The following is an 18,327-nucleotide window of genomic DNA, read 5'->3' as shown; positions in this document are numbered from 1 at the left end:
TATTATGTGAAATAAAAATAACAGGGGGATGTTTAAATGATAGTTTATTACAAATGGATGGCTAATCTCATGATGGCAGTAGGAGCTGTCCTTGGAGCTGTGCTTGGGTGGATACACTTTGGCGGTAATATTTTAAATAATGAGAATAAGACGGCAATTTTTGTTTTTGCATTGTTTATCTTTGCAGGGATAATAGTTTTCCGTTTTGTAGGTGCCATCGTTGCCAGTAAGAAGCTCAATCAGGTTCAGGGGATTCTTTATGCTGAAGCTGATCCAAAACGCTTTTTAGAGACATTTGCACCCGTAAATGAAAAGGTGCCGCACGATCTTGCAGAGTATGCCAATGGTCAGAACTGGATCTCATATGCAAAGGAAGCGATGGGGGATCTTGATGGGGCATGGGATGCTATTAAGGAGCTGAAACCAAATGAACTTAAGATACATGCATTAACTACATCAGCTCTTATTGTGAATCAGAAGGCCAATCTACAGATCCTTAGAAGGGATTTTGAGGCTGCTGAATTTCAGATAGAAGACCTGAAACACCTGAAGGAGCTTGCTGAGAAGAGAGCTAAAATGCTGGCAGAAAATCTTGCACAGCAGATCAGGGTGCATGAAGCCAGAATCGCAGCTGCAAAAGGCATGGAGAATGCGGATATAAAGTACCTTGAGGAAGAGATACAGTATGCCACAAATGCTATCTATCGTAAGGAAATGCAGCTTGAGGTGGCAGAATACTATCTTCGTAAGGGAAATAAAGATAAAGAGAGCTACGATAAAGCTATGGCGCTTCTCCATGATATAGTAAAGGATATAAAGGGACTATATACTGAAAAAAGAGCAGAAGAGCTTATCAAGAATCCGGAAAAGCTTTACACATATGAAGAAGATAATGATGGGTTTGTAGTCATAAGAGAATAAGTAGGATGAGCCTGCTTTAAAGAATCATGTTTGTGCATGTGATATAAAATCAGAAAAATATTGAACTGTCTATGGTAAAAAATATATAAAAAACATATAAAATTTTGGCGCCATAGACGGAGAATGAATTTGACATGTAATACCATATCATTTATGATTTTAACAATGTATCTAAGTTTTTTAAGGATATAGGGGAAGTAAATGATAAATGATTTAGTGGGCGATTACGCGTTTTACTATATTGAGGCAAATGCGTTCTGTATTATTATTTTGCTGATATTATATTTTAAAACGTCTCATAGCATCGATCGACAAAGGCGCCAGATGTTTTTTGGTAATACACTTGCAACGGCTATGTTCTATCTCACGACGGATATGTTCTGGGTGCTGGTGGACAGCGGAACTATAACTACGACTCCGTTCATGTTGTATCTGACGAATATAGTCTATTATCTGGCTGCATCTGCCATAGCGTATGTTGTATCATATTTTATGGTGCTGTATGAGGGAAATAGAAAGATAGATGAGCTTCCGATCAGGATCCTCTCGGCTGTTCCCTGTCTATTCAATGCATTTATGATAGTAACCACGCCGTTACATAAGATGTACATATATGTAGATGGTAACGGAGAGCTAGTGACAGGTCCGTTGTATCCGATGCTTGTTACACTGATTCTGGCATATCCTGTCGTAGTAGCTATAAGAGCCATATATATGGCTGTGCTGGCGGAGAATTATGCGAAGAGGAATATGTATAAGGCCATAGGCTTTTTTCCGGTTTTTCCTGTAGTATTTGGAATCATGCAGGTTTTTCATACCAGGATACCTTTCCTTTGTTTCGGACTGACTATAGCTCTTCTTCTCACATACATAGAGTTTACGGATGATCTGGTTTCTCTGGATCCTCTGACCAAGCTTAATAACAGAAATGAGCTATACAGATTCATGACAGCCAAGATGAATTCCTTGAAGGCTTCAAGGGCTTCGGGACTTTATTTTATGATCATGGATATAGACAGTTTTAAAAAGATCAATGATACCTACGGTCACAATGAAGGTGATCATGCATTGAAGGTTCTTGCGAAGGTCCTGAAGAAGGTCTGTTCGCATACATGTAACCGTTTTGTGGCAAGATTTGGAGGAGATGAATTTATAGTTGTTGTAGAAACATCCGATAAGCATGAGGTTGAGAGGATATGTGAAGAGATTCATACCATGCTGCATAAGGCAATCACTTCAGAGCAGCTTCCGTTCGATATGGATGTTTCCATCGGCTGGACCAGATATGCAAAGAACGTTGACAAGGAAAGTATAAACGGACTCATAGAGAGGGCAGATGCCATGCTTTATGAAGAAAAAAAAACAAAGCACAGCAAGTTGAAGAATTCTCTTGAGCTTGTGGGGTAAAGAATCGATGGGACAGAAGCTGATGAAAGAAGCTTCTGTCTTTTTTCATTATGAGAAAGTGTATTGATCAAAAATAAGACGTAACAAAATGTTTTTATTGGCTAAAGGCAATATATGAAATAAATGAAAACTCACTAGACTTTATGGCAAATGGAGAGTATTGTATTCAAGGATAACATTAGGTTAAATCAGATATGTTCATAAGTTATATCTGATAAATGATATGGTTATTACATTATATAAGTGAGTAAAGGGCATGACTATGAAGTTCGATTATAAGAGAGATCTGAAAAGACTTATAGTTGTAGTACTGGCATCTATTCTGATGGCGGTGAATGTCAAGATTTTCGTAAGAACAGGAGGGTTATATCCGGGAGGAGCAACGGGTCTTACGGTACTTATTCAGAGGGTAAGTCAGCTTTATCTCGGGAGAGAACTTCCATATTCCATCATAAATTTCACTTTGAATGCGATTCCGGTATATATAGGATTTAGATTCATAGGTAAAAAGTTCACCTTGTTTTCGCTGGTGATGATACTATGCTCGGGATTTTTTACAGATCTGATACCGGAACATGTCATAACTTATGATACGCTGCTGATTGCTATCTTCGGTGGAATCATTAACGGCGTTGTTGTCAGCATGTGTCTAAGTGTAGATGCAACATCCGGTGGAACAGATTTTATAGCGATTTACCTTAGCCAGAAGAGAGGTATGGAAACATGGAATCTCGTACTCGGATTCAATGTTGTTATCCTGGTGGCTGCAGGTATACTGTTTGGATGGGACAAGGCTCTGTATTCAATAGTCTTCCAGTATGTTTCTACGCAGACTCTTCACACTCTTTACAGAGCTTATCAGAGACAGACCTTATTTATAATAACCTCAAAGCCTGATGAGATATCTCAGATGATCTATGATGTTAGTCATCATGGCGCATCTATCATGACTGCGCAGGGCTCTCATGAGCATAAGCAGTATCATGTTGTATATTCAGTTATAGGAGCGGATGATGCAAAAAAAGTCATGATAAAGATAAAGGAGATAGATCCTCATGCATTTATCAATTCCTTAAGAACGTCAGAGGTATCGGGAAGATTCTATATGAAGCCAAAAGACTGAAATAAAAATCCGTCAGAGTATCAACTCTGGCGGATTTTTTTATCGTTCTCTGGTGGACATCTTGTCTCTTATTATCTGTATGAATCGCTCATCAGCTCTGGAAAGGAAGGCACCCTTAAGAGTGGTTATGCATAAGCTCCAGTAAGCTGAATATTTTTTATCAATAGAAAGAAAGACCGGTGGATTGTCGTATCTGTTGACATTGACATAATCCGATGGCAGAAGGGTGAAACCGATGTCCTCTGCAGCAAGCTTCTCAAGGGTCATGTAGTTTCTCGATACAAATTTAATTTCCGGATGAATACCCGCTTTTTTTAGTACCGAGTCTGTGACATGGCGAATACGCTGTTCCTTGAGAAGAGTCAAAAGAGGCTGGTCGGCGAGAAGCTTTACGTCGAGGACAGGATAGGGATAACCTTCCATGGGAACAGCCTGCTGTACAAGAGGATTTTTACTGGAAATGGCAAGTACAAAGGGATGTCTCGCAAGTATCTCATAATTAAGAGATGGATTGGCTTCTGTACCCTCAACAGGTGCATGCATGACTGAAAAATCAAGATCACCTGAAATGAGCTTTTCTTCCTGAAGTTCTGTTGAACCTTCAAATATGTCGAGGTGTATACCGGGACATTCATCCTTAAACTGAGGAATGATCATGGGTAAAATGATGGCACCCAGATGGTTTGTGATACCAAAACTAATGTGTCCTGTCTTTAAATCATTCATATCACTGATCTCTGACTCGAAATCATCATAGATCTTAAGTATCTTACATGCCATCTGATAATATCGTTCCCCTGCGTAAGTCAGCTTAAGTCCCTCTGATCCTCTGATGAAGATCTTAGTCCCAATGCTTTCCTCGATACGTTGAAGAGACTGAGACAGGGAAGGCTGTGCCACAAACAGTTTTTTTGCGGCTTTTGAGATATTGTGTGTATCTGCTACGGTTTTTACGTATAAAAGTTCTCTGGTAGTCATAGGTAATACCTTTTGTTGAAACAAAGAATTATTGCAATTTCCTATATTCTATCATGAAGTGATAACTTATAAATATAAAAATATAATAAAAATTGATTTATACTTTTACTATGAAAATAAAAAAGGAGGTAAGAAAATGTTTAAAGATTTGGTACTTAAGAACAGAAGTTTCAGAGGTTACAATGAAAACAGAAGGATCACAAAAGAGGAGCTTTTTGAACTGGTTGACGATGCACGTGTTACAGCGTCAGCTGCCAACAGACAGCCTTTAAAGTATTATATCGCAACTGAAAAGGATGAGGTTGAGGGTATACTCAGTCTCACCAAATGGGGCGGAGCTCTTCCTGAACTGCATCTTCCCAAGGAGGGTACACATCCAACAGCCTTTGTAATCATACTTCAGGATAAGGATATACAGCCAAATACTCAGGCTGTAATGATCGATGTCGGAATTTCAGCGCAGACCCTTCTTCTTTCGGCGACAGAAAAAGGTCTTGGCGGACTAATTATAAGGGATTTCGGTTTGGATCCATTGACTAAATATCTGGAGCTTCCGGAAAATCTCATGCCTCTTCTTGTTATAGCACTCGGTGAGCCTGCAGAGAACATCAGAATCGTAGACATACCAAAGGATGGAAGCATTAACTACTACAGAGACGAAAGCGGAACACACTTTGTGCCCAAGCGTGAGCTCAAAGATATAGTGATAAGTAGGAATGATTTATAAAAATAGTTTCAATATCATTTAAGAATTGCCTATGTGAGTCGATTAACACTATAGAGTTAGTTTTAATTTGGGAGGACGATCATGCGTGATATCATAGTTTGTTCTGTATCAAAATCCTATAATGATCTTGTAAATTATTTTACGGGCCATTGGGTAAAGGCCCTGAAGAAAATACCGGATGTACATGTTAAGGAAGTTTATGTCGATGAGATCCATGAATTAGACAAAGAATTCATGGAGATGATTCAAGGCGGGAACTGTTCCATGCTATGTTATAACAATTTCGGTCTCCTGCTGCTTGATGCATCGGTAAATTTATGGGAAATGTACGGAGTAGATGTTTATGATTTTCTGCTTGATCATCCAAGAAACTATGATGATAGTCTGGAGAATCCAATAAATACACTGCATGTTATCTGCCTGGATCAGAATCATGTTGATTTCGTGAAAAGATTTTACCCGAAAGTAAAGGAAGTGATATATCTACCGGATAGTGGAGTAAAAGAAGGTGACATTATCAAGCCTTTCCATGAGAGAAGTATGGATGTACTGTACTGCGGCAATTGTCAGGAAGTTCATGAGTATCTGATGAAAGTGGATTATCTGCCAAACAATGGCATGGATATGTATGAGGCTGCCATTGGAATGCTTATTGAAGATCCTGATCTTTCTGCAGAAGAAGCAGTGGAGAGATATCTGAAAGAAAATGAGCTTAAGTCGGATAATGAGATGTTGTACGATCTGCTGGTCACGAAACATGTATCCAGATATATAGAGGACATAGTCAGGAGAGAGTATAAGCTCATGATCATGCATGCGCTCGATATGGCGGGAATAAGTGTCGATGTATACGGTACAGGATGGGTGGATGAAGAAAAACCCTTTTCTGATAACATCAGAATTCATAACAGAGTTTCGCCATATGAATGCCATAAGCTGGTGGGAGATGCGAAGATAGATCTGAGTATCATGCCGTGGTTCAAGAAGGGCAGCAGCGAGAAGCCTTTTGCAGGAATGATGAATGGTGCAGTCTGCGTGTCGGATACATCAACCTATCTTGAGGAAAACTATATGGATGGCATAGATATCATGCTGTTTGATCTGAATCATATCGAGAAGGCGGTTCAGGATATCATGTGGCTTTTGTCAAATCCAAAAGAGGCTGAGATAATAGCTATGAACGGGCATCATCATGTCATGGAGCATGATGGTACCGAGGCGAGGATAAAACAGCTTCTGGAAATCATGAGAAAAGATCAACAGTACTGAATTTAAATTGCAGAATCATATATATAAGTTTAACTCAGCTGGAAGCAAAATATCAGATGCCCGGATGATGCGGGTATGCTTTAAGTTCATGGAACAAATCTATATCCGAGTCCACGTACAGTTAAAATGTGCGTGGGCTTTTTTGAGTCCTCTTCTACCTTGCTACGCAGTCTGTTGATGTAAACCATAATGGCGTTATCGTCAACGGCAATGGAATTGCCCCAGACATGATCATAGATCACATCTTTGTTAAATACTTGCTGTGGATTCTTCAGAAAAAGAAGAAGAAGTGCAGCTTCCTTGGAAGAAAGGAAAAGCTCTTCATCCCCCTTGTAGAACCGCATGGATGATGCGTCATAGGAAAACTGACCAACAGTGAGTACGGTGCTGCCTGCATGGCTGTGCTGGGACATGGCCTGTCTGTTTCTTCTGATGAGAGCCTTGACCTTGGCACCAAGAATCATAGGTCGGAAGGGCTTCGTGATGTAGTCGTCTGCACCTATGGAAAGACCGTATACCGAGTCGTAATCTTCGTTTCGTCCGGATATGATAATTATAGGTGTGGAAATATGATCGGCTCTTATTTTTTTGATGACATCGAAGCCTTCCATGTCGCCGAGAGTAACGTCCATCAAAATAAGATCATACATTCCGGAGGAAATCTTCATGAGAGCCTCCTGACCGGAATTCGCTGTCTCGGAAGTGATTTCATTACTTCTCATCACCTTCTCAAGCAGTCTGCAAATGTTTACATCATCATCAACAATCAAAACTTTATCGGACATAGCACACCTTTTCTCATCCAAATCTTAATAAACATTAAGGCTATATTCTAAATTATATGGTATAGTTCGTCAAATAGAAGAATCGCTATGATCATTATCTCTTAAAATGATCGATATATAGCATTAAATATAATATGAATATAAAAAAATAATCATTGGGTTTAAATATGGCAAAAGACAATATGAAGAAAAATACCATACAGGCAAGATATGATGAGATATTGAAGGCATGGATCAGGAAAAAAACAAAGATGAGCCTCAAGTATATGATCCTCGCTGTCGTGGGAATCCTAAGTACCTTTGTGCTGCTCATGACAGGGCTTAAGGTGTTTCATGATTACAAAAACGAACTCATGAAGAATCAGAAGGATCAGCTTCTTCTGATGGCCAGGACTATCAGCATGAATGTAAGTGCAGATATGGAAAATTACATCAAGGAGCTGGAGCTTTTTTCTTCCATCATTGAGAAAAAGGATAATGATGAAATTTTAAAACAGTACCTGGGAAGTGAAATTGATCTCGCTCTTAATGTTTACATAGAGGACGAGAATGGAAAGATCATAAAAGCTTTAAGACCTATGGCTGATGACTCTGAAGTGGATTCAAATGAGGCGTTTAAGATAGTGGATCTTAAGATGATTTCGGACGCCGGTAATGGGATAAGTCTCTGGCAGGGTCATGCAGAGTCGGCTTTGAAGACCGCGAAAAATGAAGAAGCTTATTTAAATAGTAACAACAGGGATGTTCTCATTTTCAAGAAAAGGATAGAAGATCCAGTAAAAGAAGTATCCTCCCGAAAAAAGAATTCGTCAAAGACAGAGGATGTTTCCCAGTCAGATTCCTCAGTAAGCTATGTCTGTTACATGATAGATGAAGACAGGTACTATGATAATCTTCTTTCGGATGTACACATAGGTACAAACGGATACATAGTAATAAAAAACTCGGAAAATCTCATGCTGATGCATCCTTCAAAGGATCAGTGGGGTATAAGCGTTATTTCCGGCAGAATGGAAATGTTTCCGGATCTTGATTATCAGAGTCTTGAGAGACTGCTGGATAAACAAAATCGTGGAGAAGAAGGTGTCGCAGATTACTACTCCTACTGGTGGATGGAGGATGAGGTTCCGAGGGTCAGAAAGATAAGCGGCTACAGTCCGGTAAGAATTGGGGATGATTTCTGGATAGTCAGTGCAGTGGTGGATTACGATGATTACTATCAGCCTATACTCGAGGGTTTTCAGGGTATAGTCATGGTTGCTACGGGGATACTTCTGGTATTTGTATGCGCATCTGTAGGAATTTTACGTCTGATATCGGCAAACAACAGAGCGTCCCATGAAATAGATTATCTCAAGAATCTTAATCAGGTACTGGAGGAGATGCATAGAAGTGAAAATGCCATCGCCCATCAGCAGAGACTGCAGATCATGGGAACTATGACCGGTGGAATTGCTCACGAGTTCAACAATTTCCTTACTCCTATCATGGGTCATGCTGAACTTCTTATGCTGTCACTTCCGGAGGATTCTGATGAGTATGACAGTGCAAGAGAGATTCTTCAGGCTTCCGAGAAGGCGAAGGATGTGGTTCATCAGATGTCGGCAATGAGCAGAAAAAATGTTGAGACCATCTTCCGTAATCTGGAGGCATACAAGCTTGTGAACAGGTTCTTCAGGATGGCAGAGTCCATATGCCCCGAGTCTGTAGACATAGAAAAGAAAAATGATGTAAAGAACGAATATATCCTGGGTAACAGTACGCAGATAAATCAGGTCCTTTTGAATATCACGGTGAACGGGATTCAGGCTATGTCTGATAAAGAGGCGGGAAAGTTAAAACTCAAGGCATACGTTAAGGAACAGTCGGACATCAGTATAAAGGAGTTTTCAAAGGATAAGGTATTCAAGAGATACCTTGTATTTGAAATAGGTGATAATGGTGTGGGCATGAGTGAAAATGTACGTAAACAGATATTCGAGCCTTTCTATACCACGAAAAAGCCGGGAGAGGGTACGGGACTCGGTCTGTCTCTTGCGGAACAAATAGTTGAAGAGCATAAGGGAATGATACATATAGATTCCGAGATAGGTAAGGGAACCACCTTCTATGTTTATTTTCCTGTAATAGAGGTTCAGGGTAATGAGCATAAGGGGGGAAGTCTCATAAAAAAATCCCGGGATGCCATGACGGACTTCTTTGAAGCAGAAAAGATGCAGGTAGATGTAGTTCTGGGACATGACAGAAGCGGAGAGGGAGACATTGGCCTCGCAAGGCAGCCCCAGAAGATGAAGGTCAGGAAGATCAATGTAATAGTCGTGGATGATAACCACAAGATTCTTTCTCTTCTGAAGGATGGTCTGGATGCAAGGGAGACTATAAACGCGGTAATGTGCGATTCCATCGAGGAGCTTCATAGGGAGTTACAGATCATGGCACCGGACATAGTTCTGATAGATGAAAATGTGGGGAATTACTCAGGAATAGAGATTTTTATGTCTGAACTTTCGGACAGTAAGGATTCTCTCAGGATAATCATGGCAGACAGTATCAACAGAGACATAGTTGAAGCGAAGAAAAGAGGACTCATAAACGGTTACATGGAAAAACCGGTGTCTGAAGCCGAGATAATAGGGCTTGCAGAACAGATTTCAAGCAATATAAAGAATCTTAATAAACTGTAAGGTTTGGATTAATGAATATTAATGTATACATGGTGCTGTGTTAAGGTTTGTTTAATAAGATAGCCTCCGCTAAGAGATAAATAAGTAATGCGCTAGGGATGAGTGATTCGTTTTTAACGTTTATCCCAGGGAAATGTGCATCTGGTTTATCCATAACAAAACTAAATCGGGGGAGAGAATCAATGACAACAACTGTAGTTGGTATTCTTGGATTTCTTACGATCGTTGCGATCGTTGTAACACTTTTCAAGAGCAAGACTATTCCTAGTATTGCATTTATCGTGTTCCCGTCAATTCTTGCACTTATTCTGGTGCTTGGCGGCTACTATGATATCGAGCAGGTAGGAAAGCTCATCAAGGGCGGTTTCGGAAGTACCGGAGCAACCGCGGCACTTTTTGTTTTCTCAGTGCTTTATTTCGGAATCATGACTGATGCTGGAATGTTCGATGTAATCATTGACAAGCTCATGAAGCTTGTTGGTGACAATGTTATCGGCGTAACAGTTATGACATCAGTTATAGCACTCATCGGTCATCTCGACGGTGGTGGAGCTTCAACCTTCCTCATCGTTGTACCTGCGATGCTTCCTGTATATAAGAAGATGCACATGAGAAAGACAACACTTTTAAGATGTGCGGTTCTTTCAATGGGTGTACTTAACCTTATGCCATGGGCAGGCCCTACAATGAGAGCAGCATCTGTTCTCGGAATGGAGTCAGGAGCACTTTGGAGAACTATCATTCCTATCCAGATCTTCGGAATCGTTCTCTGTCTTGTACACGCTGTTGTAGCAGGTCTTCAGGAGAAGGCAAGAGGCGCCGGACTTAACGGTAAGCTTGCTACTATGGCAGTTTCTGAGGATTCAGAGGATGCAGAGGAGATCAAGCAGGATAATGAGCTTGCAAGACCAAAGCTTTTCGCTTTCAACATTCTCCTTACAATAGCTGTAATCGCTCTTCTCGTATGGGATCAGTTCCCAAGCTATGTACCATTCATGCTTGGTGTTGCAGCTGCGATACTTGTTAACTATACACCTGTCAAGATGCAGAAGAAGATCATCAATCGTCATGCAGGTCCTGCTCTTATGATGTGTTCAACACTTATGGGCGCTGCTGTACTTATGGGTGTTCTCGTATATGGTTTCAATGCTGATGGCGCTGCTGTTATCGCTAAGCCGGGTGTTGAGATGATGAAGACATCTGTTGTATCAAACATGGCTGAGATCATCACAATGATACTTCCTGCAACACTTGGAAATCATCTTCCACTTGTTATCGGTATCCTTTCTGTACCTCTTGCACTTGCATTCGATACAGATTCATATTTCTACGGAATGCTTCCTGTTATGATCGCCATCGGCGCATCATTCGGTCTCGATGCACTTCCAGTTGCCATCGCAATGGTAGTTTGTCGTAACTGTGCAACCTTCATCAGCCCGATGGTACCTGCAACACTTCTCGGTGTTGGTGTGGCTGAGGTCGATATCAAGGATCATATCAAGGCATCCTTCGGATATGTTTGGATATTCTCCATCATCTGCATGATCTTTGCAGTAATGATCGGACTTATGCCACTTTAATGATTACTGCGTAAGCAGAATAAATCATATATTTCTCTTTGATTCAGAAAACTCTTATGAACTGTTCACAGGGGGAACGAGCAGTTCGTAAGAGCATGGGTCAGTAAAAAAATTAATCTCGTATTATGAGGGCATTCCATTATGGAATGCCCTCATTTTTATTATGAATTTCTTTTATTGCCTCCTACAGGATAATATTTATTTATGAAAACCATTCTTCCGATAAGAAAGGTGGAGGAATTTATGAAAGCCTGAGATCTGACATACAAAAAGGCGGTTGGGCTTTATAGAGAATATAAGGAGAAAATATGGGAGATTCACTTACAAGAAAGATAATCCGTTCACATTTTGATTCCGGTACCATGACACCGGGAGAGGATGTGTTTGTGACTGTAGATCAGACACTGACACATGATATCAATGCTGTCATGACATATCTTGCATTTGAACAGATAGGACTAAAGAGGGCAAGGACAGAGGTATCTGTTTCAAATCTTGATCATAATCTTCTGTATATAGATTTCAAGACACCGGATGACCATATATATCTTCGTACTGCAGCTGAAAAATACGGGGTATATGTTTCGAGACCCGGTAACGGAATCTGTCATATGATACACACCTGCCGCTTTGCCTCTCCGGGCAAGCTTCTGATGGGGGGAGATTCACATACTCCTTCAAGCGGTGCCGTGGGTGCCCTCGCCATAGGCGTAGGAGGAATGGATGTGGCAACTGCCATGACCGGACTACCTATGAGACTAACCATGCCTAAGGTGGTAAAGGTGAATCTTACCGGGCATCTTAAGCCCGGTGTAAATGCCAAGGAAGTTGTTCTTGAGATGCTGAGAAGAGTCACTATCAAGGGCGGTCTCGGAAAAGTGTTTGAATATGTAGGCCCCGGAGTTCTGACTCTTGAGGTTCCCGAGAGACTGACCATCGCAAACATGGGCGCGGAAATGGGCGCCACAACCTCGATTTTCCCTGCGGATGAAGTTGTGAAGAAATTCATGGAGGCTCAGGACAGAGGCTCCGAGTTTATACCTATGTCTGCAGATGAGGATGCGGAATATGATGAGGAGATGGAACTGGATCTTTCATCCCTTGAACCGCTTATCGCTCTGCCGCATCAGCCGGATAATGTTGTTCCCGTAAGTTCACTCAGAGAGCACCCGGTGGTACAGCAGGTATTTATGGGTTCATGTACCAACGGTTCATATTCTGATTTTGCAAAGGCCGCCCTCGTGATGCAGGGACATCATGTCGATGAGAATGTACAGTGTACAGCCGGTATCGCAAGCAAACAGATTTATAAGCAGCTTATGAAGGATGGCTATCTCGACATGCTTATCGATGCCGGTGTGCGTATCCTGGAATTAAGCTGTGGTCCATGCTGCGCCATAGGACAGGTGCCGCCGACGAATGGCATAGCAGTCAGAACTTCAAATCGTAACTTCCGCGGTCGTGCAGGCTCTCCGAATGCCAATGTCTATCTCGTGTCTCCTGAGACAGCCGCGGCAACTGCCATAAAGGGAACCTTTGCCACTGCCTTTGATGTCATGGGACCGGATGTCGGAAAGCTCGCATCAGTTCATGAGCCGGAGCATTATTTCGTGGATGATTCCATGCTTATAAAACCTCTCAGTGAAGAGGAAGCCGAAAAGGTTGAAGTCATAAAGGGACCGAATATAGCACCGCTTCCTGTACCTGAAAAGCCGGAAAAGGATCTTTCCTGCAGGATCTCACTTAAGGGACGTGACAATATCTCTACAGACGATATCACACCTGCCGGAGCTGAATTCTCATCCATGAGATCCAACATTCCACTGATGTCAAAGTACTGTTACAATAGATATGATCCCGAGTTCGCGGAGAGAGCAAGAGGGCTCGGCAAGTCCATAATCATAGGTGGAGAGAATTACGGTCAGGGTTCATCAAGAGAGCATGCAGCGATCAATCCTATGTACCTCGGAGTCAAATGTGTCATCGCCAAAAGCATTGCCCGTATACATAAGGGAAATCTCATAAACCATGGTATAGTTCCTATGCTCTTCGAAAATCCTGAGGACTATGAAAAGCTGGAACTGCTTGATGAACTTGAGATAGTGGATTTTCCTGAACAGATAAAGAAGCATGAGGTCACAGTGAGAGATAAGACCGGTGACTTCAGCTTTAAATGTAAGCTGGATATATCCGATGCGGAAATGGCAACTATCCTTGATGGAGGCCAGCTTATGCATCTGAAGAAGCAGCTTGTAGACAGGGGTATCATAAAAGAATAAAAGCGTATCAGGCCCTCTGCAGTAAGGAGATATTTGTGAAAGACAGCGACTGGAGAATCATATATGAGCTGTATCAGAATCCCAGCATTACGAAGATAGCGGGAATGATGTTCAAATCTCAATCAGCCATCACGAAGCGGCTTCAGCTTATGGAGCAGGAACTCGATTGTAAGATAGTGGAACGAAGCCCTCTTGGAGTGGAATTTACGAAGGAGGGAGAGTTTCTGTATCATGAGGCTGTAAAGTACCTGCAGCTGGAGGAAGAAGTACGGGAAGGGCTTAGATACATAAAAGAGCAGAACAGGGAAAATCTGGTCATCGGTTCTGCCTATACTTATACTAAGTACTCCCTCTATGACATTCTGGATCCCTTTTCCAGGGCACATCCCGAGGCCAATATCCGGGTGGTGAATAAACAAAGCAACCTTCTTCATCAGATGCTTATGGAGGGAAAACTTGATGTGGCCTTTATAAGAAGTGACTATACAGATAATGTCTATCACGATCTTGTGGATCATACAGAAGCTTTTGCGGTGACGAAAGATCCTGTGGATATACAGGATCTTCCCGGTATGGACAGAGTGGCATATCAGACAAACGGTAAGACCGAAGAGAAACTTGCTCTTTGGTGGCATGAGAGATTCGGTACAGAACTACCGGAAGCTTATGAAGATCTTGGATATATAGAATTTGCTTTCAGAAGCCTGACTCAGGGAAACAAGTATCTTCTGTGCTTCCTTCCAGATGGTTTCGTTAATGAATATGACCTGTGTCTTCAACCCCTCACCATGAAGGATGGCAGCAGGGTCGTAAGAAAATCATGGTTTATCTACAGGAAGGAAAAGAACAGGAGACCAATAGTGGATGAACTTATAAAATATGTGGATAAGAATGTCAGGTTAAGGTGAAAAACCTTCGTTAAAATACGATAAAGGAAGAATCTGAGTGGAAAAGTCAACTTGGTGCAGATCAAGCAGAGAGTGACTGATAGATATTTTTGTATAAAGTGCATATCAAAGCATATATTTTACTTTATGTAGCGGACTGAATATAATCACATTAGAACATGAAACATTCACCTGAACATATTTTACTTTTGTAGAGCAAAGATATCGAATATTCCCGATGATCATAGAAAACGATATCCGTGGAGCATGATAACAGCGATTTAGGTTCATCGTAAACTGATTACAATGATAAAGGAGATTTAGCTATGGGTACAGAAGAACAGATCAGAGCAGCAGAAGCGAAGTTCGGAGATCTTATCAGAGCAGAGCTTGCACGTATCGAGACCATGAAGGAGGATATTGAGATCAAGGATTTCTCCAAACTTGATCATATAAAGATCGGTATCCTTCCGGGTGATGGAATAGGTCCTATCATTATGGAGCAGGCGTTAAGAGTTGTTAATGAGCTTCTTAAGGATGAGATAGCTTCAGGTAAGGTTGAAGTACATATCATTGAGGGAATGACCATCGAAAGAAGATCAGAGCTTAACCAGTCACTTCCAGATGACGTTATGGAAGAATGTAAGAAGTGTGATGTGCTTGTAAAGGGACCTTTCGTTACACCGAGACCGGGTGATCCATGGCCGAATCTTCTTTCCGCAAACTCACTTCTCAGAAGAGGACTTAATCTGTTCGCTGCTGTACGTCCTATCAAGATGCCGGACAGAAACATTGACTGGACATTCTTCCGTGAGAATATCGAAGGAGAGTACATACTCGGAAATAAGGGTATCGAGGTCAATGATGATCTCGCAATCGATTTCAAGGTGCTTACAAAGCCGGGAGCTGAAAGAATCGCAAGAGCTGCCTTTGAGTTTGCAAGAAAGAACGGCAAGAAGCATGTGACAGTTGTTACAAAGGCCAATATAGTGAAGCTTGTTGACGGAAATTTCGTTAAGACCGTACACAGAATCGGAGAAGAAGAGTATCCTGAGATAGAAGTAAATGACAAGCTTGTGGATGCAACTGCAGCCAAGATGCTGGATCCTGAGTTCAACAAGGATATGGAGGTTGTGGTACTTCCTAACCTTTACGGCGATATCGTAACAGATGTTGCTGCCGAGCATCAGGGCGGACTGGGAACCGCTTCAAGCTCCAATATCGGAAACAAGTATGCTCTTTTTGAGGCCATCCACGGAACCGCTCCGTATCTTATGAGCCACGGAAGAGGAAACTATGCAAATCCATGTTCCCTTATCCGCGCAATGGGTGAGATGATGGCACATATCGGCTTTGCAGACAGAAAGGCCATTCTTGAGAAGGCACTTGAGATCACCACAGTGACAGAGAGAAAGGTTGTCCTGACAACAGAGACAAAGGATGCAAGCGCAGCCGAGTTCACAGATTACCTCATCGATACCATCAAGGGACTCGAATAACGTATATGAACTGACTTTTCATACAGAGGAATGATAGTTTACGGGTAATAACAGTGAGTTAAGCTTCTGATCCTGAAAGAGGAAGTTGCAGGTATCACTTTAATTAAAAGTCAAAATTTTCATGCTGGCAGCCCGGGAGCATATCCCGGGTTATTCTATATATAAAGTATCAGTATGATTTGAACCGAGGGAACTGTGGTATTCTTTGAGAAGATAGTGAAAAGAACTTACAGGCATTGAGTAAAACCGGCTTTGATGCTCACGGCTCAGATATAGGAGTGACAGAAAATGATTGATATGCAGGCGCTTCTGAATCTTCAGGCGGTAATGTTCCTGGAGATGGCAGCAGGCTTCATTGTACGAAAACTGAACCTGGTCAAAGGTGAATCAAAAGGGATACTTACAGCCCTCATAGTGTATGTTACCCTTCCCTGTAATATCATAAAATCCTTCATGATCGAGATGAACGCAGAGATCCTGAAACAGGGTCTGATAATGCTTGTGGCCTCGGTCCTGGTGCAGGTATTTCTCGCTGTGGCGGCTTCTGTATGCTATAACTGGCTCCCCAAAAAGAGAAAGATGGTATTTCAGTATGCAACTATCGCATCCAATTCCGGAATACTGGGAAATATCATAGCCGGAGCCATATACGGAGATCTCGGTTATCTCTATTCGGCCCTTTATGTCATTCCGCAGCGAATAGTCATGTGGTCTGCGGGTGTGTCGTATTTCACGGAAGCACCGGACAGAAAAACAGTTATCAAAAAGGTCATGAGCCATCCCTGCATCAATGCTGTGTGGCTTGGTATGATCATTATGTTCTTACAGATAGATTTTCCGGATTTTCTTGATACGAGTATTCAGAGCATAGGCAATATGACTTCGCCCCTCACCATGATGTTTCTTGGAATGAGTCTTGCGGAAAGCGGATTTTCCGGACTTATCACGAAGCATACCTGTCTCTATTCATTTATCCGATTCGTTATCATTCCGACAGTGGTCATGCTTGGATGTTTTCTGGTGAGCATGGATCCTGTTGCGGCAGGTGTTGCTGTGGTTCTCGCTGCCATGCCCGCAGCATCAATGACAGCCGTTGTGGCGAGCCAGTATGACGGTGATGTGACATTTGCAGCCAATGTTGTCGTTCTTTCAACCATCCTCAGCATCCTGCTTCTTCCTGTGTGGGTTATGATAGTCAGTGCGGTTTTTATGGCATGAATATGGATAATAAATAACAGAAACAGGTAATCATTAAAAGAAGCTGCAATTTCCTTTACGGAAGTACAGCTTCTTTTAATAAAAATATCTTTTAGAGAGTACATAGTGTTCAATTATTTACCGGAGGATATATCCTTTTTTCTGAAAAATGGTATATGCCCTCCACATACATAACTTAATCCTTTGGCAATATAGGACAGTAAAAACATGACTGTTACAACTAAAAATGAATTCATGATTAAATCTTCCATATATACCTCCCTGTAAGCTTCAAAATGTTTTTCTTTGTAACAGATAGTTCGTCAAAATATAACTTTTTTATAATGAATTCATTAAGAAAAAAGTATCACGAAAATTTGGTGAATATTATGACTTGACTTTCCGTAGTGGAATCATAGGAAAAATTGACAGATAATACGTAAATCAAATGGCTTTTTTGGTGGATTTAATTGTTAAAAAATAAATTAATAAAATAAATCAAAAATCAATTGACACGATATATCCCCTCTGCTATAGTGACTAGGCGTCGCGAGAGAGACAAGAACTTGAGCGACACAAAGAACCTTGAAAATCAAAGATCGATTAATACACAGACCCTGAAGATTCTAAGAATTAGATTTTCAGAGCGGAGAAGTTTTTCTGAAGAAAAACTTCGGAGCGATATGTGGCGATTTCTAATCGCCATCCTGCGAAAGCAGGATCGTCAGACGGCCTCAAGCCGGATGGCGACCTCCGGTAGTGATATGAGAAAGACTTCAATGCAAACGACCAAAGAGGTCAAGCGAATTTATTCGCAGTAAAGAATAACGGACAGAACAAGCTAAGCTAGTGAGTTCTGAACGGGATGAACTTAAAGAGAGAAATCTCTTAACATTTAAGATGAGAGTTCGATCCTGGCTCAGGATGAACGCTGGCGGCGTGCCTAACACATGCAAGTCGAACGAGCGAGAGATGAAACCTAGTGATTCTC

14 protein-coding genes and 1 rRNA gene are annotated in these 18,327 nt (G+C 41.5%); 12 read left to right on the top strand and 3 right to left on the bottom strand.

Going from position 1 to position 18,327, the window contains the following annotated elements:
• Positions 1-36 precede the first annotated feature (36 nt).
• The 3 genes from BXO88_RS08655 (at position 37) to BXO88_RS08645 (ending at position 3,451) form a co-directional block, all read left to right on the top strand.
• A complete protein-coding gene (locus tag BXO88_RS08655; RefSeq protein WP_078037346.1) occupies positions 37-921 on the top strand; it encodes a hypothetical protein in 885 nt (294 codons plus the stop codon).
• A 324-nt stretch (positions 922-1,245) separates the two neighbouring features.
• Positions 1,246-2,328, top strand: a complete 1,083-nt coding sequence (locus BXO88_RS08650) for a GGDEF domain-containing protein (protein ID WP_168171660.1) — start codon at positions 1,246-1,248, stop codon at positions 2,326-2,328.
• Between the two features lie 262 nt (positions 2,329-2,590).
• Entirely contained in the window at positions 2,591-3,451 is an 861-nt protein-coding gene (locus BXO88_RS08645; protein ID WP_078037344.1) for a YitT family protein, read from the top strand.
• 39 nt (positions 3,452-3,490) lie between these two features.
• On the opposite strand, the gene BXO88_RS08640 is transcribed toward BXO88_RS08645, so the two are convergent.
• The gene (locus tag BXO88_RS08640) at positions 3,491-4,429 is read right to left on the bottom strand and encodes a LysR family transcriptional regulator (RefSeq protein WP_078037343.1); all 939 of its coding nucleotides are present in this window, start codon (positions 4,427-4,429) and stop codon (positions 3,491-3,493) included.
• A gap of 136 nt (positions 4,430-4,565) precedes the next feature.
• Between BXO88_RS08640 and BXO88_RS08635 the strand changes: the two genes are divergently transcribed.
• Together BXO88_RS08635 and BXO88_RS08630 are read left to right on the top strand one after the other, a co-directional pair.
• The gene (locus tag BXO88_RS08635) at positions 4,566-5,156 is read left to right on the top strand and encodes a nitroreductase family protein (protein ID WP_078037342.1); all 591 of its coding nucleotides are present in this window, start codon (positions 4,566-4,568) and stop codon (positions 5,154-5,156) included.
• Between the two features lie 81 nt (positions 5,157-5,237).
• Positions 5,238-6,425, top strand: coding sequence for a glycosyltransferase family protein (locus tag BXO88_RS08630; RefSeq protein WP_078037341.1), 1,188 nt, complete (start codon positions 5,238-5,240; stop codon positions 6,423-6,425).
• Positions 6,426-6,511: 86 nt separating this feature from the next.
• On the opposite strand, the gene BXO88_RS08625 is transcribed toward BXO88_RS08630, so the two are convergent.
• A complete protein-coding gene (locus tag BXO88_RS08625; protein WP_078037340.1) occupies positions 6,512-7,210 on the bottom strand; it encodes a response regulator transcription factor in 699 nt (232 codons plus the stop codon).
• Between the two features lie 167 nt (positions 7,211-7,377).
• On the opposite strand from BXO88_RS08625, the gene BXO88_RS08620 reads away from it, so the two are divergent.
• The 6 genes from BXO88_RS08620 to BXO88_RS08595 all read left to right on the top strand — a co-directional run bounded on the left by BXO88_RS08620 (position 7,378) and on the right by BXO88_RS08595 (position 17,357).
• On the top strand, positions 7,378-9,894 hold the full coding sequence (locus BXO88_RS08620) for an ATP-binding protein (protein WP_078037339.1): 2,517 nt from the start codon (positions 7,378-7,380) through the stop codon (positions 9,892-9,894).
• A 182-nt stretch (positions 9,895-10,076) separates the two neighbouring features.
• A complete protein-coding gene (locus tag BXO88_RS08615) occupies positions 10,077-11,474 on the top strand; it encodes a CitMHS family transporter (protein WP_078037338.1) in 1,398 nt (465 codons plus the stop codon).
• A gap of 308 nt (positions 11,475-11,782) precedes the next feature.
• Positions 11,783-13,753 (top strand): aconitate hydratase, encoded by a 1,971-nt coding sequence (locus BXO88_RS08610; protein ID WP_078037337.1) that lies wholly within the window; start codon positions 11,783-11,785, stop codon positions 13,751-13,753.
• Between the two features lie 35 nt (positions 13,754-13,788).
• Positions 13,789-14,661, top strand: coding sequence for a LysR family transcriptional regulator (locus BXO88_RS08605; RefSeq protein ID WP_078037336.1), 873 nt, complete (start codon positions 13,789-13,791; stop codon positions 14,659-14,661).
• A gap of 305 nt (positions 14,662-14,966) precedes the next feature.
• On the top strand, positions 14,967-16,139 hold the full coding sequence (locus tag BXO88_RS08600) for an isocitrate/isopropylmalate family dehydrogenase (protein WP_078037335.1): 1,173 nt from the start codon (positions 14,967-14,969) through the stop codon (positions 16,137-16,139).
• Between the two features lie 288 nt (positions 16,140-16,427).
• Positions 16,428-17,357: an AEC family transporter gene (locus BXO88_RS08595; protein ID WP_044995819.1), complete on the top strand. Its 930-nt coding sequence runs from the start codon at positions 16,428-16,430 to the stop codon at positions 17,355-17,357.
• Between the two features lie 113 nt (positions 17,358-17,470).
• On the opposite strand, the gene BXO88_RS16515 is transcribed toward BXO88_RS08595, so the two are convergent.
• A complete protein-coding gene (locus BXO88_RS16515) occupies positions 17,471-17,608 on the bottom strand; it encodes a hypothetical protein (RefSeq protein WP_168171659.1) in 138 nt (45 codons plus the stop codon).
• A 624-nt stretch (positions 17,609-18,232) separates the two neighbouring features.
• Here BXO88_RS16515 and BXO88_RS16715 point away from each other — a divergent pair.
• A 16S ribosomal RNA gene (locus tag BXO88_RS16715) occupies positions 18,233-18,327 on the top strand; the annotation flags it as partial.

Source organism: Oribacterium sp. C9, from assembly GCF_002007235.1.
Lineage (GTDB): Bacteria > Bacillota > Clostridia > Lachnospirales > Lachnospiraceae > Oribacterium.
The sequence above is the reverse complement of the archived record's forward strand: the minus strand, read 5'-3'. Positions and strand labels throughout refer to the sequence as shown.

Excerpts from the sequence above, each read along its gene's own strand:
- BXO88_RS08595 (WP_044995819.1), top strand. The coding sequence starts at position 16,428 with ATGATTGATATGCAGGCGCTTCTGAATCTTCAGGCGGTAATGTTCCTG.
- BXO88_RS08655 (WP_078037346.1), top strand. The coding sequence starts at position 37 with ATGATAGTTTATTACAAATGGATGGCTAATCTCATGATGGCAGTAGGA.
- BXO88_RS08645 (WP_078037344.1), top strand. The coding sequence starts at position 2,591 with ATGAAGTTCGATTATAAGAGAGATCTGAAAAGACTTATAGTTGTAGTA.
- BXO88_RS08630 (WP_078037341.1), top strand. The coding sequence starts at position 5,238 with ATGCGTGATATCATAGTTTGTTCTGTATCAAAATCCTATAATGATCTT.
- BXO88_RS08640 (WP_078037343.1), bottom strand. The coding sequence starts at position 4,429 with ATGACTACCAGAGAACTTTTATACGTAAAAACCGTAGCAGATACACAC.
- BXO88_RS08600 (WP_078037335.1), top strand. The coding sequence starts at position 14,967 with ATGGGTACAGAAGAACAGATCAGAGCAGCAGAAGCGAAGTTCGGAGAT.
- BXO88_RS08635 (WP_078037342.1), top strand. The coding sequence starts at position 4,566 with ATGTTTAAAGATTTGGTACTTAAGAACAGAAGTTTCAGAGGTTACAAT.
- BXO88_RS16515 (WP_168171659.1), bottom strand. The coding sequence starts at position 17,608 with ATGGAAGATTTAATCATGAATTCATTTTTAGTTGTAACAGTCATGTTT.
- BXO88_RS08625 (WP_078037340.1), bottom strand. The coding sequence starts at position 7,210 with ATGTCCGATAAAGTTTTGATTGTTGATGATGATGTAAACATTTGCAGA.
- BXO88_RS08620 (WP_078037339.1), top strand. The coding sequence starts at position 7,378 with ATGGCAAAAGACAATATGAAGAAAAATACCATACAGGCAAGATATGAT.
- BXO88_RS08610 (WP_078037337.1), top strand. The coding sequence starts at position 11,783 with ATGGGAGATTCACTTACAAGAAAGATAATCCGTTCACATTTTGATTCC.
- BXO88_RS08615 (WP_078037338.1), top strand. The coding sequence starts at position 10,077 with ATGACAACAACTGTAGTTGGTATTCTTGGATTTCTTACGATCGTTGCG.
- BXO88_RS08650 (WP_168171660.1), top strand. The coding sequence starts at position 1,246 with ATGTTTTTTGGTAATACACTTGCAACGGCTATGTTCTATCTCACGACG.